At 55.5% G+C, this 25,045-nt stretch carries 20 protein-coding genes and 2 pseudogenes; 19 read left to right on the top strand and 3 right to left on the bottom strand.

The window, feature by feature from the left end:
- The first annotated feature begins 41 nt into the window (after positions 1 to 41).
- From ET464_RS13435 to ET464_RS13385, 11 genes and pseudogenes are all read left to right on the top strand, one after another.
- A complete protein-coding gene (locus ET464_RS13435) occupies positions 42 to 962 on the top strand; it encodes an ABC transporter ATP-binding protein (RefSeq protein ID WP_129441678.1) in 921 nt (306 codons plus the stop codon).
- Positions 959 to 1,672 (top strand): ABC transporter permease, encoded by a 714-nt coding sequence (locus tag ET464_RS13430; protein ID WP_129441676.1) that lies wholly within the window; start codon positions 959 to 961, stop codon positions 1,670 to 1,672. The genes ET464_RS13435 and ET464_RS13430 overlap by 4 nt, the downstream gene beginning before the upstream one ends.
- Positions 1,673 to 2,416, top strand: a complete 744-nt coding sequence (locus tag ET464_RS13425; RefSeq protein WP_129441674.1) for an ABC transporter permease — start codon at positions 1,673 to 1,675, stop codon at positions 2,414 to 2,416.
- A gap of 222 nt (positions 2,417 to 2,638) precedes the next feature.
- On the top strand, positions 2,639 to 4,219 hold the full coding sequence (locus ET464_RS13420) for an ATP-binding protein (RefSeq protein ID WP_129441672.1): 1,581 nt from the start codon (positions 2,639 to 2,641) through the stop codon (positions 4,217 to 4,219).
- Positions 4,220 to 4,610: 391 nt separating this feature from the next.
- A pseudogene (gene thrS / locus ET464_RS13415) lies at positions 4,611 to 6,537 on the top strand (threonine--tRNA ligase).
- A 104-nt stretch (positions 6,538 to 6,641) separates the two neighbouring features.
- Positions 6,642 to 7,391, top strand: coding sequence for a polysaccharide deacetylase family protein (locus ET464_RS13410; RefSeq protein WP_244226535.1), 750 nt, complete (start codon positions 6,642 to 6,644; stop codon positions 7,389 to 7,391).
- A 122-nt stretch (positions 7,392 to 7,513) separates the two neighbouring features.
- Positions 7,514 to 8,269: an SDR family NAD(P)-dependent oxidoreductase gene (locus ET464_RS13405; protein WP_129441670.1), complete on the top strand. Its 756-nt coding sequence runs from the start codon at positions 7,514 to 7,516 to the stop codon at positions 8,267 to 8,269.
- Between the two features lie 150 nt (positions 8,270 to 8,419).
- Positions 8,420 to 9,250: a protein-glutamine gamma-glutamyltransferase gene (locus ET464_RS13400; protein ID WP_244226534.1), complete on the top strand. Its 831-nt coding sequence runs from the start codon at positions 8,420 to 8,422 to the stop codon at positions 9,248 to 9,250.
- 244 nt (positions 9,251 to 9,494) lie between these two features.
- A complete protein-coding gene (locus ET464_RS13395; RefSeq protein WP_129441668.1) occupies positions 9,495 to 10,136 on the top strand; it encodes a class I SAM-dependent DNA methyltransferase in 642 nt (213 codons plus the stop codon).
- Positions 10,137 to 10,284: 148 nt separating this feature from the next.
- A pseudogene (locus ET464_RS13390) lies at positions 10,285 to 11,201 on the top strand (PLP-dependent cysteine synthase family protein).
- A gap of 16 nt (positions 11,202 to 11,217) precedes the next feature.
- Positions 11,218 to 12,354 (top strand): bifunctional cystathionine gamma-lyase/homocysteine desulfhydrase, encoded by a 1,137-nt coding sequence (locus ET464_RS13385; RefSeq protein WP_129441666.1) that lies wholly within the window; start codon positions 11,218 to 11,220, stop codon positions 12,352 to 12,354.
- 69 nt (positions 12,355 to 12,423) lie between these two features.
- Here ET464_RS13385 and ET464_RS13380 read toward each other — a convergent pair whose 3' ends face one another.
- Genes ET464_RS13380 through ET464_RS13370 form a run of 3 tightly spaced genes read right to left on the bottom strand, consistent with a single transcriptional unit; the run spans position 12,424 to position 16,150 of the window.
- Positions 12,424 to 12,720 (bottom strand): hypothetical protein, encoded by a 297-nt coding sequence (locus tag ET464_RS13380; RefSeq protein WP_129441664.1) that lies wholly within the window; start codon positions 12,718 to 12,720, stop codon positions 12,424 to 12,426.
- An 11-nt stretch (positions 12,721 to 12,731) separates the two neighbouring features.
- Positions 12,732 to 14,360 carry a response regulator transcription factor gene (locus tag ET464_RS13375; protein WP_129441662.1) on the bottom strand — a complete coding sequence of 543 codons (1,629 nt, stop codon included), beginning with the start codon at positions 14,358 to 14,360 and terminating at the stop codon, positions 12,732 to 12,734.
- Positions 14,357 to 16,150, bottom strand: coding sequence for a cache domain-containing sensor histidine kinase (locus ET464_RS13370; protein ID WP_129444386.1), 1,794 nt, complete (start codon positions 16,148 to 16,150; stop codon positions 14,357 to 14,359). Before ET464_RS13370 ends, ET464_RS13375 begins: the two co-directional genes overlap by 4 nt.
- Before the next feature lie 154 nt (positions 16,151 to 16,304).
- On the opposite strand from ET464_RS13370, the gene ET464_RS13365 reads away from it, so the two are divergent.
- The 8 genes from ET464_RS13365 to ET464_RS13330 all read left to right on the top strand — a co-directional run bounded on the left by ET464_RS13365 (position 16,305) and on the right by ET464_RS13330 (position 25,029).
- Positions 16,305 to 17,186: a carbohydrate ABC transporter permease gene (locus ET464_RS13365; RefSeq protein WP_129441660.1), complete on the top strand. Its 882-nt coding sequence runs from the start codon at positions 16,305 to 16,307 to the stop codon at positions 17,184 to 17,186.
- Positions 17,186 to 18,022, top strand: a complete 837-nt coding sequence (locus ET464_RS13360) for a carbohydrate ABC transporter permease (protein WP_129441658.1) — start codon at positions 17,186 to 17,188, stop codon at positions 18,020 to 18,022. Before ET464_RS13365 ends, ET464_RS13360 begins: the two co-directional genes overlap by 1 nt.
- Positions 18,023 to 18,174: 152 nt before the next feature.
- Entirely contained in the window at positions 18,175 to 19,482 is a 1,308-nt protein-coding gene (locus tag ET464_RS13355) for an ABC transporter substrate-binding protein (RefSeq protein WP_129441656.1), read from the top strand.
- Positions 19,483 to 19,668: 186 nt separating this feature from the next.
- Positions 19,669 to 20,367, top strand: coding sequence for a response regulator transcription factor (locus ET464_RS13350; RefSeq protein WP_129441654.1), 699 nt, complete (start codon positions 19,669 to 19,671; stop codon positions 20,365 to 20,367).
- Entirely contained in the window at positions 20,364 to 21,827 is a 1,464-nt protein-coding gene (locus ET464_RS13345; RefSeq protein WP_129441652.1) for a sensor histidine kinase, read from the top strand. Before ET464_RS13350 ends, ET464_RS13345 begins: the two co-directional genes overlap by 4 nt.
- A gap of 97 nt (positions 21,828 to 21,924) precedes the next feature.
- On the top strand, positions 21,925 to 23,028 hold the full coding sequence (locus tag ET464_RS13340; protein ID WP_129441650.1) for a WD40 repeat domain-containing protein: 1,104 nt from the start codon (positions 21,925 to 21,927) through the stop codon (positions 23,026 to 23,028).
- Between the two features lie 90 nt (positions 23,029 to 23,118).
- Complete coding sequence (locus tag ET464_RS13335; protein ID WP_129441648.1) at positions 23,119 to 23,952, top strand: AraC family transcriptional regulator; 834 nt, start codon at positions 23,119 to 23,121, stop codon at positions 23,950 to 23,952.
- Between the two features lie 123 nt (positions 23,953 to 24,075).
- Entirely contained in the window at positions 24,076 to 25,029 is a 954-nt protein-coding gene (locus ET464_RS13330) for an aldo/keto reductase (RefSeq protein WP_129444384.1), read from the top strand.
- Positions 25,030 to 25,045: the final 16 nt, after the last annotated feature.

The following is a 25,045-nucleotide window of genomic DNA, read 5'->3' as shown; positions in this document are numbered from 1 at the left end:
TTTAACCTTGGTCCTGTATTGTGGGTTACGAGGTGATAGAGATGAGTAATTGGGTTATTGAAACGAAAGGACTCAGCAAATCCTACAAAGGGCGATTCGCCGTTTCCAATTTGAATTTACGCATTTCGCGCGGAGATATTTACGGTTTTCTTGGACCTAACGGCGCCGGCAAAACGACGACAATCCGGATGTTGCTAGGACTCATTAAGCCGTCCAAGGGAACGGTGGAGCTGTTCGGACGCCCGCTGAAGACGGACCGCTTGCCCCTTCTGCGCAAAGTCGGCTCGCTGGTGGAATATCCGTCCTATTACGGCCACTTGACGGCAGTGGACAATTTGGAGGCGATCCGCCGCATTATAGACGCGCCTAGGGCAAGAATTGCCGAGGTGCTTGAGATTGTAGGGCTGACCAAGGAAGCGAGACGTTCCGTCAAAGGCTACTCGCTTGGGATGAAGCAGCGGCTTGGCATTGCCAGCGCGCTGCTTGGGCAGCCGGAGCTGCTTATTTTGGACGAGCCGACTAACGGCCTTGATCCTTCGGGCATATTGGAAATCCGCGAGCTGATCAAAAGCATGCCCGCCCAGCACGGCATAACGGTGCTGATCTCCAGCCATCTGCTCAGCGAAGTGGAGCAAATGGCCGGCACAGTCGGCATTATCCGCCATGGGGAACTGGTATTCCAGGATACGATCGCCCGCTTGCAGGAGCAGGCGCAAAGCTCTATTCAGCTGCGCGTTTCGGAGCCGGAAGAGGCGATGCTGAAGCTGTTTAGGCACGGAGTAGAAGAGGCGGTAATGACCGCTTCCGGCATTACGCTGCCAGGCGCTTGGAGCGACGCCGAAATGGCGGAGCTGGTCCGTACTCTCGTCGCAGGCAGCCATGATATATACCGCATCGAGGAAAAACGGAAATCGCTGGAGGAGCTGTTTCTGCAAATTGTGGAAGGGGGAGCGCGCTTATGATCGGCAAGGCGCTTTCGTCCGACCTCCTGAAAATACGCGGCAAAGGCCTCTGGCTGCTCGCCGCCGGCGCGCCGCTGGGGCTCGTTGCGTTAATGGCATTAAATTTCGGGCTGCGCTACGACTACTTCGTTAATGATTACGGCCATAACCTGTGGGGCGTGCTGCTCGAATATACATCGTATTTTGTTCCGGTATCGCTGTTTCTCGGCTGCACGCTGGTCAGCTCTTTGCTCGCCAACGTGGAGCACGGCACCAGCTCATGGAAGCAGCTGCTTGCGCTTCCGATATCGCGCCTGGCGGTATTCAGCTCCAAATTTGCAGTAAGCGTCTTATTGCTGACGTCGTCTTGTGCGCTGCTGGCTGCCGGAACGGCAGTGCTTGGCTTTGCGCTCGGCTCCGGCGGAGAAATGCCGGTTGGCGGCCTGCTGCGGCTTTCCTTCTGCCCGTTCCTGGCGTCGTGGCCAATGCTCGCGCTTATGCTGTGGCTGTGCCTCAGCTTCAAAAACCAGGCCTTGCCGATTACGTTCGGCGTTGTCGCCTCGGTTGGCTCCTTGTTTACGATGTCGCTGTCGGAGTGGCTCCCGCTGAATTGGCCGGCGGCCGCATATAGGGGAGACCACGCGGTGTTGTTTGTTGGAGCCGGAATCGTCTTCGGCATGATCATTTTGGCGCTGGGCCTGCTCCATTTTAACCGAAAGGATGTGGAGTAGATGCGGTTTGGCAACATGCTCCGCTCCGAATGGCTGAAATTGTCGCGGTCGTTCATATGGCTTCTAGTTCCCGTCAGCCCGCTTGTGGCGGCAATCGTCGGCGTTTTGACACGGATGGACGAAGTAAAATCTGGAGACGAGCTTGGCGTATTGCTGTCGGCGATGTCTTCGTTCCATGCTACGCTGCTGCTGCCGATTCTAACCGGCATTTTCTCCGCGTTCGTATGCCGCTATGAACACGGGAGCGGCGGCTGGAAGCAGCTGCTGTCGCTGCCGGTGTCCCGGACGGGACTGTATACGGCCAAGTTTACAATTGTCGCGCTGCTGCTTGCCGCCGTCCAGCTGCTGTTTATAGCTGCGGTGCTGCTGGCTGCCGCCTATCAGGGCATTACGGGACAACTGACTCCGCTGAAGCTGATCTCTTCGATTGGCGGCAGCTGGCTGGCGTGCCTGCCGCTTGCGGCTCTGCAGCTGTGGGTATCGACCGGCTGGAGCAGCTTTGCGGCCCCGCTTGTCATCAATGTGATGCTGACGCTGCCGAACATGCTCGTGATCAACTCGGCGTCGATCGCCCCTTATTATCCATGGGCGCAGCCGGCGCTTGCGATGATGAGCGCGGGCACTTTAACCTACGGCATGCCGGTCACCGGCCTTCCGTTAACCAATCTGCTTATTACGGTATTAGGCAGTTTTGTGCTGTTTGCCGCAGCCGGCCTCATTTATTTCAACCGCAAAGAGCTGTAGAGTTCATTAAAAGCTGCAGCGTTACATTCAAGTGCTGGAATACAGCTGCTTCGGCAGCGCCGGGAAGCCCTCGAACCGAGGGCTTTTTTTTGCCGTTTATAAAAAAATATCGGCAATAGCTGGATATATTTTTCAAACAGTAATGTCGGTCTATGTAATTTCATGTAAAATAGTTTTGTAGTATTTTGTCATATATTGGGGAGAAGGGGGAAATACAACTCTATGGTCGACAAAGCGATACTTTCGCAATGGAAGCTTGAATGCGCGGCGGCAGGCATGGACACGGACGCTCCGCCGCCTTATCATACACGGTTCACCCCCGAGCAGCTTGCCGAGCAATGCCAGGCTTACCAGGAAGTTATTAAGACCGTTCATTATTTTGTAGATAAGTTTTTTACGTTTACGGACGAGTATCCGCTATTGATCGCGGTTTCCGATGATACCGGTTACATTCTCGATATTCAAGGGAATGAAGAAATGGCGGCTACGATACGGAGCATCGGCTTTACGGAAGGCGTGCGTTTCGATGCGTCATGCGGCATCAATTCGGTGCATGCGTGCCTGACGCTTCAGCAGCCTGTCCAGCTGATTGGCGAAGACCATTACCATAAAGCGTTTCATCAGGCAGCCTGCTATACAACGCCCTTCCGCACCCGTGAAGGGATCGCAGGCACGATCTCTTTAATGACCGATATTCAGGGGGCGCATCCCCATCTGCTCGCCATGCTGCGTATGGTGGCGGATTATACCGAACGCGAAATATTGCTGAAGCAGCATTACACGCAGCTGCAAATTTTGAATCAGGCGCTGCTCGACAATCGGCATTACGGCATTATTTTGACAGATGAGCACGGCACGGTTACAGAAGTGAACGGGCGTATTGAAGATATGATCAAAGCGTTCTGTCCGGAGCAAACGATCAGGCCGGGCATGCCGGCGGCCGAGCTGCCGATGCTTGGCGAAGGGTTCCGCCAGGTGCTGCTCACCAAGAAAGAAAATGGCGGCGTAGAGATTCAGGCCGGGACGCGCCATTTTATATTGGATGTCGTCCCGATCTTCGACCCGCTGCATACGATCGTTTGTATTGTGGGCAGCCTGCGCGAGATCACGGAGCTGCAGCAGACGAAGGAGAAGCTTTACCATGCGGAGAAACTGGGTTTTGCCGGTCAGATTGCCGCCAGCATCGCCCATGAAATATTAAACCCGCTCACGACGGTAACCGGTATGCTGCAGCTGTCGGAAAGCAGGCAGCAGGGCATTATGCATTATGACCTCATCATGTCCGAGCTGGAGCGGATGAGCTTGATCGTAGGCGAGCTGCTGCTGCTCGGCAAGCCGCAGGCGCTGCAGTTCAAGAATGAGAGCTGTTCTGACATTATGCGGGAAGTGCTTGGCCTGATTGAAATTAAAGCAGACACTAATGGCGTTGCGATTACATGCAGCTCTATCCGGGAAGAATGGATAAGATGCGACCGCAATCAGGTGAAGCAGGTGTTTCTCAACATTTTGCAAAATGCGCTGGACGCTTCGCCGCGCGGCTCGGAAATCCGCGTGACGCTGGACGCAGCGGACGGGTTTCAGCGGATCGGCATTACGGACCGCGGCGAAGGCATGACGGAAGAGGTGCTGGCCCGCATCGGCGAACCGTTCCATACGACCAAAGCGAAAGGCAACGGACTTGGCATGATGGTCGTTCACAACATCATGTCGTCGCATCAGGGCCGGATCGAGATTCAAAGCCGGGTGGGAGAAGGCACGCATGTCGACGTTTATTTTCCGCTGGCGGCTCCTGCAGCCGATTAAAACGGACTTGTCCATCCTATGCGCCTATTGACTATTTCTGGAACGCGACTTACAATGCTTCCATACATCGGCGATTATCGGAGACAGGATTTCTTATCAAGGGCAATACAGAGAAAGAAGCGTTAGCTGAGAGCTTCTTTGCGGCCGGATATGGAATTACCCCTTCGTAGCTGTGGCGTTGAACCTGCTGAAGCTGAATGATTAGCAGCATTAAATGTCACCGGATCATCCCCGTTAACGGATGCTCAATAAGGATTCGCACGGACCGTCACAGGTACGGGCGCAGCTTGCGCCGGCCTGAAAGCCGTACGGATCGAATGAGGGTGGAACCACGAGCTGAACGCACTCGTCCCTTGGGACAGTGTGTTTTTTTGCGTTCAATCCTTTTTGAATGGAGGAGTCAGCTGTGGGAGTATTATTGACACTGAAAGACGGTTCGGTAAAGGAGATGGAACGCGGCACGACATTGCTGCAAGCAGCGGCGGCGATCAGCCCGAGCCTTGTGAAAAAGGCGGTTGCCGCGTCGATGGACGGCAAGCTTGTTGATTTAAGCATGCAGGCCAGGCAGGATTGCCGGGTTCAATTTGTAACGGCGGAGGACCCGGAAGGGCTGCAGGTGTACCGGCACAGCGCAGCCCATTTGACGGCGCAGGCGATTAAGCGGCTGTACGGCCAGGAGGCTGTGAAGCTGGGAATCGGGCCGGTGATCGAAGACGGGTTTTATTATGACATCGACATGCCGCATGCGCTGTCGGCGGATGATCTGGCAGCCATCGAACAGGAGATGCAGCGAATTGCAGCCGAAAATTGGCCGATTGTCCGCGAGGAAGTGAGCCGCGAGGAAGCGCTGCGGCTGTTCACGGAGCTGGATGATCCGTATAAGCTGGAGCTGATCGGCAGCTTGCCGGATGGAGCGGTGATCAGCTTGTACCGGCAGGGCGAATTTGTGGATTTATGCCGCGGGCCGCATGTCCCTTCGACAGGGCGGCTGAAAGCTTTTAAGCTCACAAGTGTTGCGGGCGCTTATTGGCGCGGCGATTCTGCCAACAAAATGCTGCAGCGTGTTTACGGAACGGCATTCCCGTCCAAAGCCGAGCTGGATGAACATGTACATGCTGGAGGAAGCGAAACAACGCGATCACCGCAAACTCGGGCGGGAGCTTGCGCTGTTTATGTTCTCGGAGGAAGCGCCGGGCATGCCGTTTTATTTGCCGAAGGGCATGACGATCCGTACCGAGCTTGAAGCGTATGCGCGCGAGCTGATGCTGCAGGGCGGCTTCGAGGAAGTGAGAACGCCGTTTATGATGAACAGCCGTTTATGGGAGCAGTCGGGGCACTGGGACCATTACAAGGAAAACATGTATTTTACGCAGGTGGACGACCAATCGTTTGCGTTAAAGCCGATGAATTGTCCGGGCCACATGCTGATTTATAAAAACAGCCTCCGCTCTTACCGCGATTTGCCGATTCGGCTTGCCGAGTTCGGCCAGGTGCACCGGCATGAATTTTCAGGCGCGCTGAACGGCATGATGCGGGTGCGGACGTTCTGCCAGGATGACGCGCATCTGTTTGTCCGGCCGGACCAGATCGAGGATGAAATCGCCGGCATTATTCAAGTAATCGGCGGGTTGTACCGCGTGTTTGGCTTTGAGTACCGCATCGAGCTGTCGACGCGGCCGGATGACTCGATGGGCGACGACGCCTTATGGGAGCAGGCGGAAAATTCGCTCAGGAGCGTGCTGGAGAAGCTGCAGCTGCCGTACCGGGTCAACGAGGGAGACGGTGCGTTCTACGGGCCGAAAATCGACTTTCATATCCGCGACGTGCTGAAGCGCAGCTGGCAGTGCGGGACGGTGCAGCTGGATTTTCAAATGCCGGAAAAATTCGACCTGCTGTATACGGACGATAGCGGCCGGAAGGTGCGTCCGGTTGTCATTCACCGGGCAGTCTACGGCTCGATCGACCGGTTTATCGGCATATTGACGGAGCATTATGCGGGTGCGTTCCCGCTGTGGCTGGCTCCGGTACAGGTGAAGCTGCTGCCGGTTTCAAGCAAATTCGATGCGTATGCCGAGGAAGTGAGGGAGCAGCTGAAGCGGGCAGGCATCCGGGCCGAAGCTGATCTGCGCAATGAGAAGCTGGGCTACAAAATCCGGCAGGCGGGCCTCGACAAAGTGCCTTATACGCTTGTACTCGGCGAACAGGAGCAAAGCAGCGGTTCGGCTGCTGTCCGCAAGCGGGGCGAAGGCGAGCTGGGCCAGCTTCCGCTTGGCGCGTTTATGGCGCGGCTGGCGGAGGAAATCAAGCTGAAGGTGTAATGGGCACAGCAATTGGCAAAGCTGCCGGTGCGGCGGGATAACGTTTGCAGATTGAGGGACAATAAGCCATATCTGTTAACACATGATCGCCGTTAGGAGGATGAATGGTGTCCCGCTGGATGACAATCGGGCTGGCGACAGCCCTGGCAGCGCTGTTATGCGGATTTGATATGCCGGCTGAAATGAAAAACCGGACTTACTATGAGAAAAGGGGCGAAATCGTCTGGGAGGTGCCGATGCAGTCCAAAAAAATCGCGTTAACGTTTGATGACGGGCCGTTTCCGGAATCCACGGAGCCGATTCTGGATCTGCTGAAGCAATACCATGCCAAGGCTACTTTTTTTGTAGTGGGCAACCGGGCGGAGAAATTCCCGGACACGGTCAAACGGGAAGTCGAAGAAGGGCATGAGATCGCCAACCATACGTTCACCCATCTGTACTTGAAAGCAAACAATTCGGGCAGTGTGCAGGACGAAATATTGCGGACGGAGCATTCCATCGAGCATTTGACCGGCAAAAAAACGCTGCTGTTCCGTCCGCCCGGCGGCGTATACAACGAGCAGATGGTGCAGATGGCGAAGCGCAACGGCTATACGGTCGTGTTATGGTCCTGGCATCAGGACACGAACGACTGGCGCAAGCCGGGCGTGCGCTATATCGTCAATAAAGTGCTGAAAAACGCCCGGAACGGCGACATTATCCTGATGCACGATTATGTGCCCAGCTCTTTGCAGACGCTGGAAGCGATGAAAATTATTTTGCCGGAGCTGTCCCGCAGAGGATTTCAGATGGTGACCGTATCGGAGCTGCTCCATGGGGATCGGCCGGATGAGCTGCTGGAGCTCATGAAATGACGGCGCCGGATTAACGGTTCGTTAATCCGGGTTAACAGGTTCGAAATACGTCCCGCGCGGCGGCTGGCAGTATACTTGAGGTGCAGGACAAGACAGCAATGTTGAAAGGAAGCGATATCATCATGACACTTCAAGGGAAAGTTGCGATTATTACAGGAGCGGGCGCAGGCATCGGCAAAACGACGGCGCTCCGGTTTGCGCAAGAAGGCGCAAAATTAGTGCTGACGGATATACAAGAAGATAAAGTGAAGGAAACCGTTCAGGAAATTACCTCAGCCGGAGGCCAAGCGATTGCGTTCCGCCACGATGTGTCGAATGAAGACAACTGGAAGCAGGTGGTGGACGGCGCCATCAGTCGGTTCGGAACGATCGACGTATTGTTTAACAATGCAGGGATCTACTTCATCAAACCGCTGGCGGACACGACGGTGGATGAGTTTAACCGGATGCTCTCGATTAACGTGACCGGCGTTTTTCTGGGCATGAAGCATGTGATGCCGGTGATGGCGAAGCAGGGCAAAGGTTCGGTCATTAACGCTTCTTCGATTGCCGGCCTCGGCGGCGCTTCGGGCCACGCAGCCTATGGCGCAAGCAAAGGCGCCGTGCGGATTATGACCAAGGACGCAGCGGTTGAATATGCCAAAGCGGGCGTCCGGGTGAACTCCATTCACCCGGCTTACATCAATACGGCGATGGGTGATTATGCGGTCAATACCGCGCAAATCTCCGAAGCGGAGCTAGCTTCGCGGGTTGCGCCGATGGGCCGCTTCGGCAAGGTGGAGGAAGTGGCGGAGCTTGTGCTGTTCCTCGCTTCCGACGCATCGTCTTATTCGACCGGCTCGGAATTTGTTATTGACGGCGGCGCAACAGCAATGTAACCGCATATTTGGAGAGGATGCCAAGCTGGCGGAACGGTACAGGCGCGGCTCCTCCCTAACGGCCAATCCTTCCGATTGGCGTGCACCGATAGGCCATTGTATACGTACAATGGTCTATCGACATTTATGCGCATGCCTGGAGGGACGACGGTGATTCAAATAATTGGAGTTGACGCCGAGCAAATAAATAAGCTGCCTTTGACCGATATGCAGCGGGCGATTGTTAGACAGCGGCAAAACAGTCCGCGGATATACCGGTTTTCTTCGCTTGACGCGCTGCTGTTTGAGCTGGCGATGCGGGAAAATATTGTGCAGGCGGCTAAAGCGCTGTATAACGGCGACGCCGGTTTTGCCGTGTTTGACCGTTCGCGGTGCAATGAAAGGCTGTGGGAACGGACGCCTAACGGGGGCTTTCAGCTGCGGCCGGGCGTAAGGCCATCGGACGGCATTAACGATATTTTTGAGAACGGCCGGATGTACGCCTTTGAATGTGCGACCGCGATGGTGCTTATTTTGTATAAGGCGGTCCTAGAGACAATCGGCAAAGAGAAGTTCGATACGTATTTTCCGGATTTGTACGTGCGCGACTGGCATTATGACAGCGACTTGCAGCTTGTCACCGCCTATGACAATAACGAGGCGACCTACGGCGACGTGCTTTATTTCAAAAATCCCGACCATAATCCGGAAACGCCGGAGTGGCAAGGGGAGAATGCGATCATGATCGGGAATGACCTGTATTTTGGACACGGCATCGGCATTCGTACCGGAGAAGAGATGATTGCATCGCTTAACCGGAAGCGGGTTCCTTTCAGTATGCAGTCCGCTTATTTGACCGATCAGGTGAACCATCCGAGCTTTGAGCATTTGCGCAATATCGCCGCAAGGGGCACCGAGCCGATGCTGGCTTATTTGCAGGGCGACGTTATTGCGCGGGTCGGCAGCCACGGTTACAGCCACTATTTCCTGCCGACGGCTTGACGCTTTATTGCAAAAGCATTCGGTTAGCGGAAGGGGCGGGTCCCCTTCGAGCGGAGCGGCTTATGGCGCGCAGCTGTTCGAAGGGGATTTTTTGCTGCTTTCGTAACGGCCGGCTTCGGCGGCTGCGACAACAAACCCAACTAAACGCATTGGAAAATAAACAACAAACAGAGCCCGGTTACATATCCTGTTAGCAACTCAGCAAAGTCATCATGAAGGCAGCAGGAGAGGAGCCGGGAGCGCGATGGGCAGAGAGTTTACGGAACTGTTTGATGAATGGTCGGAGCATTATGACCGGACGGTAGCGGGAGAAGACGAGGAATACCGGGAAGTATTCGACGGTTATGACCGCATTCTTGAGGCGGTTGCGGAGCGGGTAAGCGGCGTTATCGTGGAATTTGGCGTCGGCACGGGCAATTTGACCGAAAAGCTGCTTCGGCGCAGCGATAACATATACGGGATCGAGCCTTCGGAAGGGATGCGCACCCAAGTGTTGAAACGCGGGCTGCCGATTGTGCTGCTGGACGGGGATTTCCTGGAATTCCCCGCCGTTCCGGAGCCGATAGACGCCATTGTCAGCACCTACGCATTCCACCATTTGACGGATGAAGAAAAGGAGCGGGCAATTGCGCTTTACAGCCGCTTGCTGCAGCCCGGCGGGCGCATCGTATTTGCAGATACGGCGTTTGCGAGCGCCGAAGACCGGCTGGAAATAGAACAGTCGGCGGAGCGGGCCGGTTTTGTAAACCTGCTGCAAGATTTGCGTACGGAATATTATACCTCCTTAACGGTTCTGAATAAGCTGTTTACGGAGCATCGTTTTGCCGTTTCCTTCACCCGCCTGAACCGGTATGTATGGCTGATGGAAGCGGTTAAACAAGGCTAGCGGGCGCGCGGCCGGGCATGTTCGAACATGCCCGGATAGGTCCGTGCGGCGGTTGTATTGCAGTTAGCCGTATGCACCGGCCCTTGTTCGCCCGCTCTGATCCGCCCGCTCGAATCAAACGTGCAAAGCAGCAAAGGAGAGAGCAACTATGGCTGTCTATCGGAATGTCCGTGATCTGATCGGAAATACGCCGGTGGTGGAGCTGACCCGTTTTCCGCTTCCGGCGGGCGTGCGGCTGTTCGCCAAGCTGGAGATGATGAATCCAGGCGGCAGCGTAAAAGACCGGCTTGGCATAGCGCTGCTCAGCGATGCGGCGGCGCGCGGCCTGCTGCGGCCGGGCTGCACCATTGTGGAGCCAACGGCCGGCAATACGGGAATCGGACTCGCGCTTGCCGCTGTAGGCTCAGGCTACCGGGTCGTATTTGTCGTTCCGGAAAAATTCAGCGTCGAAAAGCAAACGCTTATGCGGGCGCTTGGGGCTGAAATTGTCCATACGCCTTCCGAAGATGGCATAACCGGCGCTATCCGCAAGGCGGAGGAGCTTGTGAAGGCGATCCCGGGGCGTTTATGCCCGCGCAGTTTTCCAATCCGGCCAATCCGGGCGCTTATTATGCAACGCTTGGGCCGGAGCTGTGGCATGAGATGGAAGGCAAAATCAACATTTTTGTAGCAGGTGCAGGCTCCGGCGGTACCTTTATGGGAACTGCGCGTTATTTGAAGGAGCGGAATCCGCTTGTCAGAACCGTCATCGTAGAGCCGGAAGGCTCCATTATCGGCGGGGGTCCCGCCGGCCCGCACCGGACGGAAGGCATTGGCGTCGAGCGGCTGGCGCCGTTTATGGACCCGGCTTATTTTGACGCGGTGCATACGATTCCGGATCAGGCCGCGTTCGAGCGCGTAAAGCAGCTGGCCCGGCTGGAGGGGCTGCTCGTTGGAAGCTCTTCCGGCGCGGCGCTTGAAGCTGCGCTGCGTGAAGCTGCCGCTGCTGCTCCGGGGAGCACGATTGTGACGATATTTCCGGATGGCAGCGAGCGGTATATGAGCACCGGCATTTACGGCAACTAGAAGGAGCGAATACAGGATGAAGCGGTTAACCAAGCTGATTCATGGCGGCACGCCGGTCGATCCGCATACGGGAGCGGTGAATGTGCCGATCTACCAGACCAGCACCTACAAGCAGGACGATATCGGCGTCCATCGCGGTTATGAATATTCCCGTACCGGCAACCCGACCCGTCACGCGCTGGAGGAGCTGATCAAGGAGCTCGAGGGCGGTGCGCGCGGGCTGGCCTTCAGCTCCGGGCTGGCGGCAATTCATGCGGTGCTGTCACTGCTGGACAGCGGCGACCATGTGCTGGTTACGGACGATGTATACGGCGGAACGTATCGGATCATTACGCGTGTGCTGAGCCGGATGGGCATTGAAGCGACATTTGTGGACACCTCCGATCTGCACGCTTTGGAGCAGGCAATTCAGCCCCGCACGAAAGCGCTGTTTGTGGAGACGCCGACTAACCCGCTGCTCAAGCTGACCGATATTGCCGCCGTATCGCGCTGGACGAAGGCAAACGGGCTGCTGTTTATCGTCGACAATACGTTCAGCACGCCCTATTGGCAGACGCCGCTGGCGCTTGGCGCCGACATTGTGGTCCATTCCGCTACCAAATATTTGGGCGGGCACAGCGATGTGGTCGCAGGTCTTGCCGTCACGGCAAGCGAGAAGCTGGGCGAGGAGCTGCATTATATTCAAAATGCCGTCGGCGGCGTGCTTGGTCCTCATGACGCATGGCTGCTCATCCGTGGCATGAAAACATTAGGGCTGCGCATGGAAGCCCATGAAGCAAACGCCCGCGCCATCGCCGGCTTTTTGGCGTCGCATCCGGCTGTCCGCCGGGTCTATTACCCCGGCTTGCCGTGGCATCCGCAGCATGAGCTGGCGCGGCGGCAGGCGCTTGGCTTCGGCGGCATGATTTCGTTTGATGCCGGCAGTGCGGAGCAAGCGTCAAAGGTGCTTGGCAAAGTGCGTTATTTTACGCTCGCGGAAAGCTTGGGGGCGGTGGAAAGCCTGATTTCCGTTCCGGCCAGAATGACGCATGCGTCCATTCCGAAGGAGCGGCGGGAGCAGCTTGGCATAACCGACGGGCTGCTGCGGCTGTCGGTGGGGATTGAAGACCAGGAGGATTTGATCGCCGATCTGGAGCAAAGCCTGGAAGGATAAGGAGCGCGCCTCGCGCTCCTTTTTCTTTTTAAAGCGGTCTCTTTATGCGGCCCTCAGAACATGCCGCGCTCAGGATATGCCGCCCGAAGCCGGATTGTCCTTGCTGTCGCCCGGTTCCTTGAAGAACAGGTACAACAAGGCGAATACGATCGTAATGCCTGCCAGCATCAGTGCCAGGCGCGGAAGGTCCAGCCCATAACGATGGCCGTCGCCCACAATGACCGAGCGATGGAAGTCCAGCCTCCAAACCGGCATAAATGTGGCTCTGTCGATGCCGTCTTCCCAATGGATGCGGATCGGCACCATCGTTATGCATACAATCGCTATGACTGCGAAATAAGCGCATAATACTGCTTTTCTTTCCACGGCGGTTCTCCTTATTCCTCCGGCTTGAACTGTTTGCGGTATTCGCCAGGGCGGATACCTTCCTGCTTTTTGAACACTTTGCTAAAGTAGTTTTCGTCCTGGTAGCCAACCATCTCGGCCACTTGGGCAATGCGGAGCTGCCCGTTCATCAGCAGCACCTTGGCTCGTTCCATGCGGATGCGGCTAATGTAATCGGACATCGTAACGCCAAATTCCTGTTTGAACTTCCGGGATATATATTCGCGGCTGAGGAAAAAATGCGACGCGATATCTTGCAGTGACAGCTCTTCCTTATACCGGGCCGTAATGTAATCTGCAATATCGTAAATGATGTGGTTGTCCTTATTAGGCTGAGACGCCAGCAAGCGGGATGCCGCCTCCAGCCGGCCAACCATCATGGCGCGCCACTGCTCCCAGTCGAGCATCCCGCGGCTGTCCAGGGGCAGCGGATGCGATACTTCTTCCAGCGATTCCTCTTCTTTAGCTTCTGCCGGCTTGCCGGCCGCATCAAGCTCCCACTGCTTTTGCAGCCAATCCCATTCCTCGTTCCATTCGGAAACATATTCCGGCGTTATCCACGGCAGTTCCCGCATCTCGCCAAGCCAATCTTCCGTTTCGGCGGCCATCTGCTCCCGGCTGCCGCTTAATGCGGCAAGCCGCAGCTTGTCCGCTCTTGCAGCGAGCCGGGGAAAGCGGAGCTGGCCGTAATCGGAAGCGCCGTCATGGATGAAGCAGTCCGTTTTACCCGCAGCAGGAAGCAAATTGCGCCGCCACAGCAAGGCGGAAGCTTCGGCATACCGTTTGCCTGCTTGTTCCGGAACCGATCCGGGTTCGCTTACTCCAAAATGCAGCTTCCGTCCGATCGTCATTTTCATTCCGTCATTGATTTGATCCAGCGCAGTACGGAAAGGAGCCGCGCCGTCCCAATAAAGAAGCACGACTTCGCCGTATTGGCCCAAATGGCGGAAAGCGGCGCCTTTATGCCCCAGCACCTCGTTGCTGATGTTCAGCAGCGTAAAGACGAGCAGCTGGCGGTAGCTTTGGAACTTGTCCAGCAGCTCGCGGTCGCAGTGCTCGAGGCTGAGCACGGCTACGCGGCAAGCGGCGGGCGGATCGGCTGATGCAGCCAGCTGCCGAAGCTTCCCGGCCAGCTCCTCCGCATCTGCTTGTCCCGCAAGCATGTCGCTCAGCAGCTTGTCCGTATAATGCGGCTTCATCCGGTTCAGCTCGATTGACTGGCTGATCTGTCTGCTTCGCGCCGCTTCTTCTTTGCACCAGGCGGCGGCCGCCCGGCTGATTGCTTCGTTCAGCGCGTCCGGCTCCACCGGCTTCAGGATGTAGTCGGTGCCGCCGCTGCGAATCGCATGGCGGACCAGCTCAAATTCGTCATACCCGCTGACGACAAGCACTTTGCTGGAAGGAGCGTTGTCGCTGATCCAGGTGAGCAGCTCCTTGCCGTCTTTGCGAGGCATGCGCATATCGGTAATGACGATTGCGGGTGACTGCTCCCGGATCAGCTCCGTTGCCGCTTCGCCGTCGGAAGCTTCCAGCACCTCGTCGATGCCAAAGCGCTGCCAGTCCGCCAGCAGCCGAATCGCTTCCCGTACATGTGGTTCGTCGTCCACCAGTAAGGCCTTCATATTTCCATCTCCTTTACAGCCGCAGCTTCCGCCCGGAATTGCAGTGTAACCATTACCCCGTGGGGCTGTATATTTTCAATCCATAACCGTGCGCTCTCGTCGGTGTAGAGCTTCAGCCGCAGCATGACGTTCATCAGGCCGATGCTGCCGTCATCCTGCACGGAGGAAGGCTCGTTCCACCGGTCCGTCATGTCGCTTAGCTCCTTCAGCTTGTCCGGAGCAATCGGCGCGCCGTTGTTGCGCATGACGATCGTCAGCATTCCGTCCTCCGCCAAGGAGCTGGATAAAGCGAGTTCACCGCTGCCGTAATCCGGATGCATGCCGTGCTTGAAATAATTTTCCGCGAGCGGCTGCAGAATCATTTTCGGGACAAAGGCGTTTAAGCTTGCCGCTTCTACATGCTCGGTGAACCCGAACTGCTCTCCGAACCGCTCCTTCTGGAGCTCCAGGAAACGCCGCAAGTGGTCAAGTTCGTCCCGGAGCGGGACAAGCGGCTGGCTGCTGCGCATCGAATACCGCATCAGGTTCGACAAGGACGACAGCAAAGTATAAATTTTCGGCACGTTATGGCGCAGCGCCAGCGTACCGATCGACTGCAGCGAATTGTACAGAAAATGCGGGTTGATTTGCGCCTGCAGCATTTTGAGCTGGCTGTTTTTGTTGGCGAGTTCCAGCCGGTATTCCTTCAGGATCAGATTGTTGATCCGGTCCATCATTTGCCGGAAGCTGCGGGCAAGCAGCCCGATCTCGTCGCGTGACTGCAAGTCAATTTCCACGTCCAGGCGCCCGGTCTGGATTTGCTTCATGTAGCCGGCAAGTTTTTGGATCGGGCTGGTAATGCGGATCGAAATAAACAATGTGCCGAAGATGACGATCAGCATCGTAGCGACCGCAATGATGACGTTGATGCTTGTGAGCCGGGTCGAGTTTTTGTACAGCGTATGATGCGGGATGGTTTTCACAAGCGTCCAGCCGGCAAACGATGAATTCAGCTTCTCGTAGATGTGAACGGCGTTCCCGCTGTCAAAATGCCCGCTGCTGCCTTGCCGGATACGTTCCAGCAAGGAGGGGTTGTCCAGCTTCGAGCCGATTAGCGCCTCATTGCTGCTGTATATGATGCCGCCTTCGCCGTCGATCAGATACAGTTCTTCTTCGCCCGGCTCGAACAGGCGGCTTGTAATGGCGGCGATGCCGTCCAGCCGGACGTCGATGGCGAGCACGGCAAGCTGCTCGGGTTTCGGAACGCGGGTCACCGACCGGTAGAAGGTGAACACCTCCAGATTGCGGTTGACGTTGGGCGAAATGGGAAAGCCGTAACTGTGAATTTGATGCGGCGCGGATGTATACGTAATCCGGTTCTGGGGATCAACCGTGCCGGGATAAGGCTCGTCGCGGATTTCGCGGGTCGGCGAGCTGTTCGTGACCAGCGTCGATTGGTTCGTCAGACGAGAGTGCAAATAGACCTGCACGAAGTCGCTGCTTGCGTTTTGAATGTTCTGCAGCGTCGTGTAAATTTCGGCGATCGCATGATAATCGTTGACGCTGAGCGACAGATTGCGCACGAAATGCGGATCGGTATAGACGGCAAGCGACGCGCGGCTCAGCCCGCTCAAATAATTGTCCAGATTCGTTTTGCCTTGAAAAATCAGGCGGGTATTTTCCGCGATGGCCTGCTCCTTGCCGGACTCGCGCGTGTAGCCGAAGGTGACGAATAGCGATACGACCATGGGAACCATCGTAACCGCTATCATAAATACGATCATTTTTGTCCGGATGCTGTCCATCTTCATCGCCGAAACCTCTTTCACGCGGAATGGGCCGGAACCCGGCCTTAAGAACAATATTTTACTCATATCGGTTCAACATCGTCTATAGGAAATGTCGAATGACGGCGGCATACTTGAGGAAAAGGTCAGACATTATCACCTGTAAGGGGGAAACGGAATGCTCCGCAACAAAACCGCCCAAGCGGTACAACAAGTTGTATTTGTCGGCCCTGCCGTCGTATTTTTCGCGCTCATTCTGGTCATTCCTTTTCTGCTCGGCTTATATTATTCGTTCACGAGCTGGAACGGCGTGTCCGGTCATGCGGAATGGGCGGGCCTGGCCAACTATAAGCAAATTTTTACGGACGATACCAAGTTCGCGCATGCCTTCTGGTTTACAGTCAAATTTACGGCCGCCGGCGTCGTGCTGACGAACGCAGCCGGATTTCTGCTCGCTTATTTGCTGACCAAACCGCTCAAAACGCGCAACGCTTTGCGCACGGTGTTTTTTATGCCGAACGTCATCGGCGGCCTGCTGCTCGGCTTCATCTGGCAGTTTATTTTCGTCAAAGGGTTTGCCGCAGTAGGGGAAGCGACGGGCATCCCGTTGTTCAACTGGGCTTGGCTCGGCACGGAAGCGACGGCTTTCTGGGGCATCGTCATCGTCTTTATTTGGCAAACGGCCGGCTACCTGATGGTTATCTATATCTCTTCGATCAACAACGTGCCGGCGGATGTGCTGGAATCGGCCGAGATCGACGGCGCCACGCGCTGGCAGGTGCTGCGCCACATTATTGTCCCGCTTGTGATGCCGGCGGTTACGGTATGCCTGTTCCTCGCCATCTCCTGGTCGTTCAAAATGTTCGACCTCAACCTGTCGCTGACGAAAGGCGGGCCGTTCGGCTCCACTGAATCGGTGGCGATGAATATTTACAACGAAGCGTTCTCGAATAACCGGTACGGGCTTGGCACCGCCAAAGCCGTCATTTTCTTTATTGTCGTGGCTGTCATTACAAGCTTGCAGGTGAAGCTGACAAAAAGCAAGGAGGTCGAAGCGTAATGGCCGGATTGAAAAAATACGGATGGGGCACGCTTGCGATCGAGCTGGTAATGGCGCTGATCGGCTTGCTGTTCCTGATCCCGTTTTATTTCCTGATCGTCAATTCCGTCAAATCGTTTAGCGAAATTTTGACGAGCTCGGCCAGCCTGCCGTCGCATTTGGCCTGGAACAATTATTCCCGCGCTTGGGATATTACGAAATTTCCGGTGGCGCTCCGCAACTCTCTGGTTATTACGGTTGTGACGAACGTGCTGCTGGCGTTTGCCAGCGCGATGACCGCTTACCGGATGGTACGCCGCAATACACGGTTCAACCGGCTGCTGTTCACGGTGTTCGTCGCGGCGATGGTCGTCCCGTTCCAATCCATCATGATTCCGCTTATGAAGGTTGGCAGCACGCTTCACTTGATGAACTCGATTCCCGGCCTCATTGTGGCGTATATGGGCTTTGGCCTGCCGCTGTCGGTATTCCTGTTCCACGGCTTCGTGAAGTCGATTCCGCTTGAAATTGAAGAAGCGGCCCGGGTCGACGGCTCGAATGCGTACGGCGTTTTCTTCCGGATCGCGCTTCCGCTCTTGAAGCCGATGTTTGTAACGGTTATGATTTTGAACACGCTGTGGGTATGGAACGATTACTTGCTGCCTTCGCTCATGCTGCAGTCCGTGTCGCTCCGCACGATCCCGATTGCGACGTTCGCTTTCTTCGGAACATTCACGAAGCAATGGGATTTGGCGCTTCCGGCGCTTACGCTTGGCATCCTGCCGATCGTTGTTTTTTTCCTTGCTTCGCAGCGGTATATTGTCGAAGGCATTACGCAAGGAGCGGTTAAAGGGTAAATGATGTGCGGATAAGCAGGATAAGGTCAATTTCATCCCTATTATTGTTCAATATACAACCTGCAAATCCCAAAATAATCACTTTATACTACAATTGTAAGCGATATTATTGTAATTATATAACAAATAACGAAAAAGGGGATGCTTCATCAATGAAAAGAAACGTATTGCTTTCTTTTACTCTGCTTCTCGCATTCGTGCTTGTCCTTTCGGGATGCGGCGGCAACAATAACGAAAGCGGCAGCGGAAACAGCAAGGAGTCGTCCGGCAGCGCGGCCAAAGGCGAAACGAAAACGATTAAAATCTTTCAATTTAAAGTCGAAATCGCCGAGGCGCTGAACCGGCTGAAGACGGATTACGAAGCATCCCATCCCGGCATTAAGCTGGATATCCAGACGGTAGGCGGCGGCTCCGATTACGGCGCTGCGCTGAAAGCGAAGTTTGCTTCCGGCGAAGAGCCGGACATCTTTAACGTAGGCGGCCAATCCGACCTCGACACGTGGATCGACAACGTTGAAGATTTGTCGAACGAGAAGTGGGCGTCCGACGTCATCGACGTGGCGAAAGAACCTCTGACCCGTGACGGCAAGCTGTACGGGCAGCCGATGAACATTGAAGGCTACGGCTTTATTTACAACAAGGACCTGTTCGCCAAAGCGGGCATTACGGAAGTGCCAACGACGCTTTCCGGCCTGGAAGACGCTGCGAAAAAACTGCAGGCTGCAGGCATCACGCCGTTCGTAAACGGCTATCAGGAGCTGTGGGTGCTCGGCAACCATTTGCTGAACGTGGCATTTGCCCATCAGCAGGACCCGGCCGGCTTCGTAAAAGGCTTGAACGACGGAACGGCTTCCATTGCAGACAACGAAGTGTTCAGCAACTGGGTGAAGCTGTTTGACCTGACGCTCAAATACAGCAACAAAAACCCGCTTACAACGGATTACAACACCGAAATGGCGATGTTTGCCGGCGGCGAGGCGGCGATTACGCAGCAGGGCAACTGGACGCAAACGATGATTGACGGCGTGAACCCGAACTTGAACCTGGGCATTATGCCGATGCCGATCAGCGATGATTCGAAAGAAAACGATACGATTTACGTTGGCGTGCCGAACTATTGGGTGGTAAACAAAAATTCCCCGGTCAAAGCGGAAGCGAAAGAGTTCCTGAACTGGCTTGCTACAACGCCGGAAGGGCAAAAATATATTACCGAGGACTTCAAATTCATCCCGGCGTTCAAAAACATCACGACAACTTCCGATGTGCTCGGCGATCTCGGCTCTTCCGTTCTGGAATACAGCCAGCAGGGCAAAACGCTGGGCTGGTACTTCAACAATTATCCGGACGGTGCCTTTAATGAATTCGGCAGCCAAATGCAGGCTTACATCGCAGGCAATACGGATGCCGCAGGACTGCTTAAAAATTTACAGCAAACGTGGGATAATCTGAAAGCGAAATAACCGGAATGCAAGAGCCGTTTGGCGCCGATCAAGGCGGGCCAAACGGCTCTTTGGTTTGACCGGGGCGTAACGTCATTTACAAGTTTGAAACAAGTTTGATACTTCTTATGTACATTTAATGGATAAACTAGAGGAGGTATCTTCATGAGCCGAATGGTTAACAGGCGAAAGGGGGAACGATCCTGAATGGAACGGGAGCAAAAAATATTAGTGGTAGACGATGAAGCAAGCATCGTGAATGCCGTCGCGTATGCGTTTCGCCGGGAAGGCTACACGGTAGAGACGGCAAGCAACGGGGAAGAAGCGCTGGAGAAAGCAGCCGCCTTCCACCCCCATGTCATTGTGCTGGATGTGATGATGCCGAAGCTGAACGGCTACGAGGTATGTCGCCGTTTGGAAAACCGGAAAGGCATTGGCATTATTTTGTTAACGGTGAAAAACGATATCGTCGACAAGGTGCTCGGGCTGGAGCTTGGCGCCGATGATTATATGACCAAGCCGTTTGACCTGCGGGAGCTGACGGCCAGAGTAAAGGCGCTGCTGCGCAGAGTCGAGAAGGCCGGTGCGGCCGAAGAGCCGGAGGGCATCATTGAGCTGGGCGATGTGCGTATTGCGGTCCGGCAGCGGCTGCTGGAGCAGGACGGCAAACCGGTGGAGCTGACACCGAAGGAATTTGACCTTGCGGCCCTGCTGCTTGGCCATCCCGAGCGGGTCTACTCGCGCGAAGAGCTGCTGGAGCTGGTATGGGGAATGGAATACGCGGGCGGCACACGGACAGTGGACATTCATGTGCAGCGTCTGCGCAAAAAACTGGGCGATGCCGGCCAGCAGCTGATTCAGACGGTATACGGCATCGGCTACAAAGCGCATGGAGAACGGCCATGAGAGTCAGTATTAAGCTGAAGACAGGGCTGGTGCTGGCTGTATTGCTTATATTAAGCATTGCGGCGTTAAGCTTCCTGGTGCTGCGCGGCATTACGCTGAACCAGCGCCAGCAGATCGAGGATCTGCTGGCGAAGCACAGCCAGGTAGCGGTCCAATACGTCAAGCAAAACTACGTGACCGGGGACCAGCGGCTTCCCGCCGATCTGTTTATGTCGCAGAGCAGCAAGCGGATGGCGCTTTATTTGTCGATGCTGACGGGGCTTCCCGTCTCGCTATATGACGCGAACGGCCAGGAAACGGGCAGCTCGCTGTCGGCGTCCAACCCGTCCGCCTATTCGGATACGCTGGCATATGCGTTAAGCGGCAAGACCGCTTACCAGACGATGGGCGACTCCGTCAACTACTTCGCGCCGATTGTTACGGACAGCGGCATGCTGGGCGTCGTGCGCTTCCGGTATTCTTTGCTGCAGGAGCATCAATTCGTCCAGCAGATCCGGGACTTGTTCCTGTTGGCCGGGGCTGTCGCATGCGCAGGGGGATTTATATTCGGCTACGGTTACTTTTACCGGCTGGCGGCAGTTATTTCGAAGCTGCGTGCTGCATCCCGGGACATCCGGGAAGGGTACTTTTTAAAGGAGCCGCCAGTCCGGCGCAAAGATGAGCTGGGCGATCTCAGTCAAGCTATTTACCATATGAGCGGCGCAATAGAAGCGAATATAAGCGCCATGAGCGAAGAGCAGCGGAAGCTGGAGCTTGCCGTCCGCAAGCTGCAGGAGCTGGAGAAGCAGCAGAAGCAGTTCATCGGCAACATCAGCCATGAATTCAAAACGCCGCTAACCGCCATTAAAGCCTATGTGGATTTGCTTGCGATGTACCGCGATGATCCGAAGCTGACGGAAGAAGCGATTGACAGCATGGGCAAAGAAACGGAGAGGCTGTATGAAATGGTGGACAAAGTGCTGCGGCTGTCGGCGCTGGAAAAATACGATTTCGAGCAGCAGGCGGAACCGGTGAAGCTGGATGTGCTGCTTCATGATATTAGCAGCCGCATGCGCGGCAAGGCGGCGCGGTTTGGTTTAACGCTTCAGACGGAGACGGTGCCGGCCGTCGTATGGGCGGATAAAGAAAGTTTAACGACGATTTTTGTCAACTTGATTGATAACGCCATTAAATATAACGAGCCGGGCGGCCGGATTCTCGTATCCGCCGCTATCCGGGACTGCGAAGCGGAAGTTTCGGTGGCGAATACAGGCGTTGCGATCCCCGCCGAGCTGCAGGACAAAATATTCGAGCCGTTCTTCACGGTGAACAAAGATCGCTCCCGCAGCTCCGGCGGCACAGGGCTTGGGCTTGCGCTGGTCAAGCGGCTGACGGAAGCGCAGGAAGGCGCCATCCGGCTGGCGGCTTCCTCGCCGGCGGGCACCGTATTCCATGTAACGCTGCCGCTTCGGATGCAATAAGTTTACAACGCCGATACAACTTTGAAACAACCGGAAATATCCGCGATACATCTCTTGGCTATGATACTGGTATACCAAAGAGAGGGGAAATACAATTATGAAACAAAAAGCCGCATGGAAAACAGGAGCAGCTGCAGCAGCGCTGGCAGTTCTATTAACGGGGTGTACGGCCGGATCGCCGGACACAAGCCATACGGATCGCGAAACGATCAAAAAACCGGATAAAACGATTACCGTCATTAATAATCCCGTCGCAGAACCGTCCAAGGTAGCGGTCGGCAATATTGCAACAGTCGACAATGCGAGAGGCATGAACTTTTTGGATGATAACCAGATCATCTATTCGAAGCCGAACACCGAAATTTCGCCGCAGACGGTTGAAGGGGAGCAGGTTTATCCGAATAACCTGTACCTGTACAATTTAACGGACAAAAACGGCCAGCTGCTGGTGGAAGACGGACAGAACCTGGGCTTCACCGCCCTGTCGCCGGACGGCAAGCATCTATTCTACAAAATGACGGAGGAAGCGACCGGTTTCGGCCGGCTGTACGATATGGAAACGAAGCAGTCCGTCAAGCTTGATACGGAAGATCCGATCGACTTGAACGACGGGCAATGGCTGGATAACTCGCATGTGCTGGTCAGCACGCTGTTCGGCAAAATACTCGTCGCCGATCTGACCGGCAAAACAACGACGATTGTGGAGCCGGGCGGCATTCTGCTGGGCACGGCAGCCGGCGACGGCGGCATCTATTATATTAAAGGCGGCACTAAACGGGAGCTGTATTTCCTTGCTGACACTGCCGGCGCGCAGCCGGTTAAAATTGCCGAAGGCGTCGAATGGGTCATTCCATCACCGGACCGGAAGCAGCTCGCGATTGTGAAAGAGTCCGGCGACAGCGGCGTACGCACATTGACAGTGGTGGACCCGCAAGGGCGCAGCCTGCTGCAAATTGCGCAGGGCGCGCAAATTTTCGGCACCAGCTGGTCGCCGGACGGTACGAAGCTGGCGTTTAATCTCACTTCGGAAGGCAGCGGCGACAACGGGATTATCGTCGCGGACGCCTTGACCGGCGAAAATACGCAAGTGCTGGTGGAGCAGGCGGCCGACACGCTGGCATGGAGCCCATCCGGCAAAAAACTGCTCACCTCGACTTATCAAAACGATCATTTTGTCACTTCGGTTATTACATTCCAATAACAGAAGGCTTAGCCCAAGCGCCGTTTCGTATCGAAACGGCGCTTTGCTTTGTTATAATATAAGCGATCAAGGCGAAAGGGGGGCGAGAGCATGGCGGTATTTAAATACAATGCCGACAGCCCGCAAAGGGACAACCCGGATCTTCATCTGCTTTATTGGGGCAAGGAGGATTGTGTGCCCGGCCACGCCGTTGGCCCGCTTATCCGCGACCATTACAAAATCCATTTGATCCATAAAGGGACAGGTTTCGTGCGGATCGGCGAACGCAAAGTGGCCTTAACCGCCGGACAAGGCTTTATTATTTTCCCGCATGTGGTCACGTATTACGAAGCCGACCGGCAGCAGCCGTGGACCTATTCATGGATCGGCTTTCAAGGCGAGAAGGTACAGCCGATTCTGGAGCAGACCTCGCTTGCTCCCGAAGAGCCGGTATTCGCGATGGATCTGAAGCTGATGCCGGAGCTGTACGACCGACTGACGGAAGCGGCTTCGCGGGGCGGCAGCTCGGGGCTGTATTTGCAGGCGCTGCTGTATGAATATATGGCTGCGCTCGTGGAGAATGCGCCGCTTCATCCAAGCGCCGCTGTATCTCCAAAAAAACAGGACGCTTACGTCCATCAAAGCATGGAATTTATCCATACCCATTACGGGGAAGACATTTCGGTATTTCAGCTGGCCGCGTCGCTTGGCCTGGACCGCAAATATTTATCTTCCGTATTTAAGGAAGCGGTAGGCATGCCGCCCCAGCAATATTTGCTGCAGTACCGGATGGACCGGGCGTGCGAGCTGCTGGCCGGGGGACGTTATACGGTGGCGGAGGTGGCCCGTTCGGTCGGATACCGGGATGCGCTGCTTTTTTCGCGGATGTTCAAAAAAATGAGGGGTGTGCCGCCAACCCGTTACCGCGAGAGAGAAAGACATTAATCCATAAAAAGCATCCTTGCTGATATAGGCGGCCGGATAGCCAGCTTATACAATAAGACTAGTCCACATTTGAAGGAGGAGACAGTTTTGGTATATTCGGCAAATGAAGCAAGATACGACAAGATGACATATAACCGCAGCGGACGCAGCGGCCTGAAGCTGCCGGCGATTTCACTGGGCCTGTGGCATAATTTCGGCGGCATCAATACGCTCGAGAACGGCCGCGCGATGGTGCGCACCGCTTTTGATTTGGGCATTACCCATTTTGACCTGGCGAACAACTACGGTCCGCCTGCAGGGTCCGCCGAAGAAATGTTTGCGGGCATTTTGCGCAAAGATTTCTTGCCGTACCGCGACGAAATGATTATTTCGACAAAAGCAGGCTACTACATGTGGCCGGGGCCATACGGCGACTGGGGCTCCAAGAAGTACCTCGTGTCGAGCCTCGATCAAAGCTTGAAGCGGCTCGGGCTCGATTACGTCGATATTTTTTACCATCACCGTCCCGATCCGAATACGCCGCTGGAGGAAACGATGGCTGCGCTGGACCTTATCGTGCGCCAAGGGAAAGCGCTTTATGTCGGCTTGTCCAACTACAGCGCCGAACAGACGCGTGAAGCTTCGCGTATTCTGAAGCAGCTGGGCACGCCGGCGCTCATCCATCAGCCAAGCTATTCGATGCTGAACCGCTGGATTGAAGGCGGGCTGCAGGATGTGCTGGACGAAGAAGGCATCGGCTCCATCGTGTTTTCGCCGCTGGCCGGCGGCATTTTGACCGACCGTTATTTGAACGGCATTACGCCGGATTCCCGTGCCGGAGGCCCAAGCGTATTCCTCCGTCCGGAGCAAATTACGGATGAAGTGATCGGCAAAGTGAAGCAGCTGACGGATCTTGCTTCCGAACGCGGCCAGAAGCTGTCGCAAATGGCGCTTGCATGGGTGCTTCGCCGCGGCCGTGTAACATCGGCTCTTATCGGCGCAAGCAAAACGAGCCAAATCGAAGATGCGGTGGGCGCGTTGAACGCAACCGAATTTACCGATGAAGAGCTGGCGCTGATCGACCGTATTCTCGGATAATTATACCGGCGCTGGT

Source organism: Paenibacillus protaetiae (assembly GCF_004135365.1).
GTDB classification, from domain to species: Bacteria; Bacillota; Bacilli; order Paenibacillales; family Paenibacillaceae; genus Paenibacillus_AP; species Paenibacillus_AP protaetiae.
This window is presented reverse-complemented; position numbering and strand designations above follow the sequence as displayed.

What these genes read in the sequence shown, in the direction of transcription:
- ET464_RS13435 (WP_129441678.1), top strand. Translation starts at nt 42, where the DNA reads ATGAGTAATTGGGTTATTGAAACGAAAGGACTCAGCAAATCCTACAAA.
- ET464_RS13430 (WP_129441676.1), top strand. Translation starts at nt 959, where the DNA reads ATGATCGGCAAGGCGCTTTCGTCCGACCTCCTGAAAATACGCGGCAAA.
- ET464_RS13425 (WP_129441674.1), top strand. Translation starts at nt 1,673, where the DNA reads ATGCGGTTTGGCAACATGCTCCGCTCCGAATGGCTGAAATTGTCGCGG.
- ET464_RS13420 (WP_129441672.1), top strand. Translation starts at nt 2,639, where the DNA reads ATGGTCGACAAAGCGATACTTTCGCAATGGAAGCTTGAATGCGCGGCG.
- ET464_RS13410 (WP_244226535.1), top strand. Translation starts at nt 6,642, where the DNA reads ATGGTGTCCCGCTGGATGACAATCGGGCTGGCGACAGCCCTGGCAGCG.
- ET464_RS13405 (WP_129441670.1), top strand. Translation starts at nt 7,514, where the DNA reads ATGACACTTCAAGGGAAAGTTGCGATTATTACAGGAGCGGGCGCAGGC.
- ET464_RS13395 (WP_129441668.1), top strand. Translation starts at nt 9,495, where the DNA reads ATGGGCAGAGAGTTTACGGAACTGTTTGATGAATGGTCGGAGCATTAT.
- ET464_RS13385 (WP_129441666.1), top strand. Translation starts at nt 11,218, where the DNA reads ATGAAGCGGTTAACCAAGCTGATTCATGGCGGCACGCCGGTCGATCCG.
- ET464_RS13375 (WP_129441662.1), bottom strand. Translation starts at nt 14,360, where the DNA reads ATGAAGGCCTTACTGGTGGACGACGAACCACATGTACGGGAAGCGATT.
- ET464_RS13370 (WP_129444386.1), bottom strand. Translation starts at nt 16,150, where the DNA reads ATGAAGATGGACAGCATCCGGACAAAAATGATCGTATTTATGATAGCG.
- ET464_RS13365 (WP_129441660.1), top strand. Translation starts at nt 16,305, where the DNA reads ATGCTCCGCAACAAAACCGCCCAAGCGGTACAACAAGTTGTATTTGTC.
- ET464_RS13360 (WP_129441658.1), top strand. Translation starts at nt 17,186, where the DNA reads ATGGCCGGATTGAAAAAATACGGATGGGGCACGCTTGCGATCGAGCTG.
- ET464_RS13355 (WP_129441656.1), top strand. Translation starts at nt 18,175, where the DNA reads ATGAAAAGAAACGTATTGCTTTCTTTTACTCTGCTTCTCGCATTCGTG.
- ET464_RS13350 (WP_129441654.1), top strand. Translation starts at nt 19,669, where the DNA reads ATGGAACGGGAGCAAAAAATATTAGTGGTAGACGATGAAGCAAGCATC.
- ET464_RS13345 (WP_129441652.1), top strand. Translation starts at nt 20,364, where the DNA reads ATGAGAGTCAGTATTAAGCTGAAGACAGGGCTGGTGCTGGCTGTATTG.
- ET464_RS13340 (WP_129441650.1), top strand. Translation starts at nt 21,925, where the DNA reads ATGAAACAAAAAGCCGCATGGAAAACAGGAGCAGCTGCAGCAGCGCTG.
- ET464_RS13335 (WP_129441648.1), top strand. Translation starts at nt 23,119, where the DNA reads ATGGCGGTATTTAAATACAATGCCGACAGCCCGCAAAGGGACAACCCG.
- ET464_RS13330 (WP_129444384.1), top strand. Translation starts at nt 24,076, where the DNA reads ATGACATATAACCGCAGCGGACGCAGCGGCCTGAAGCTGCCGGCGATT.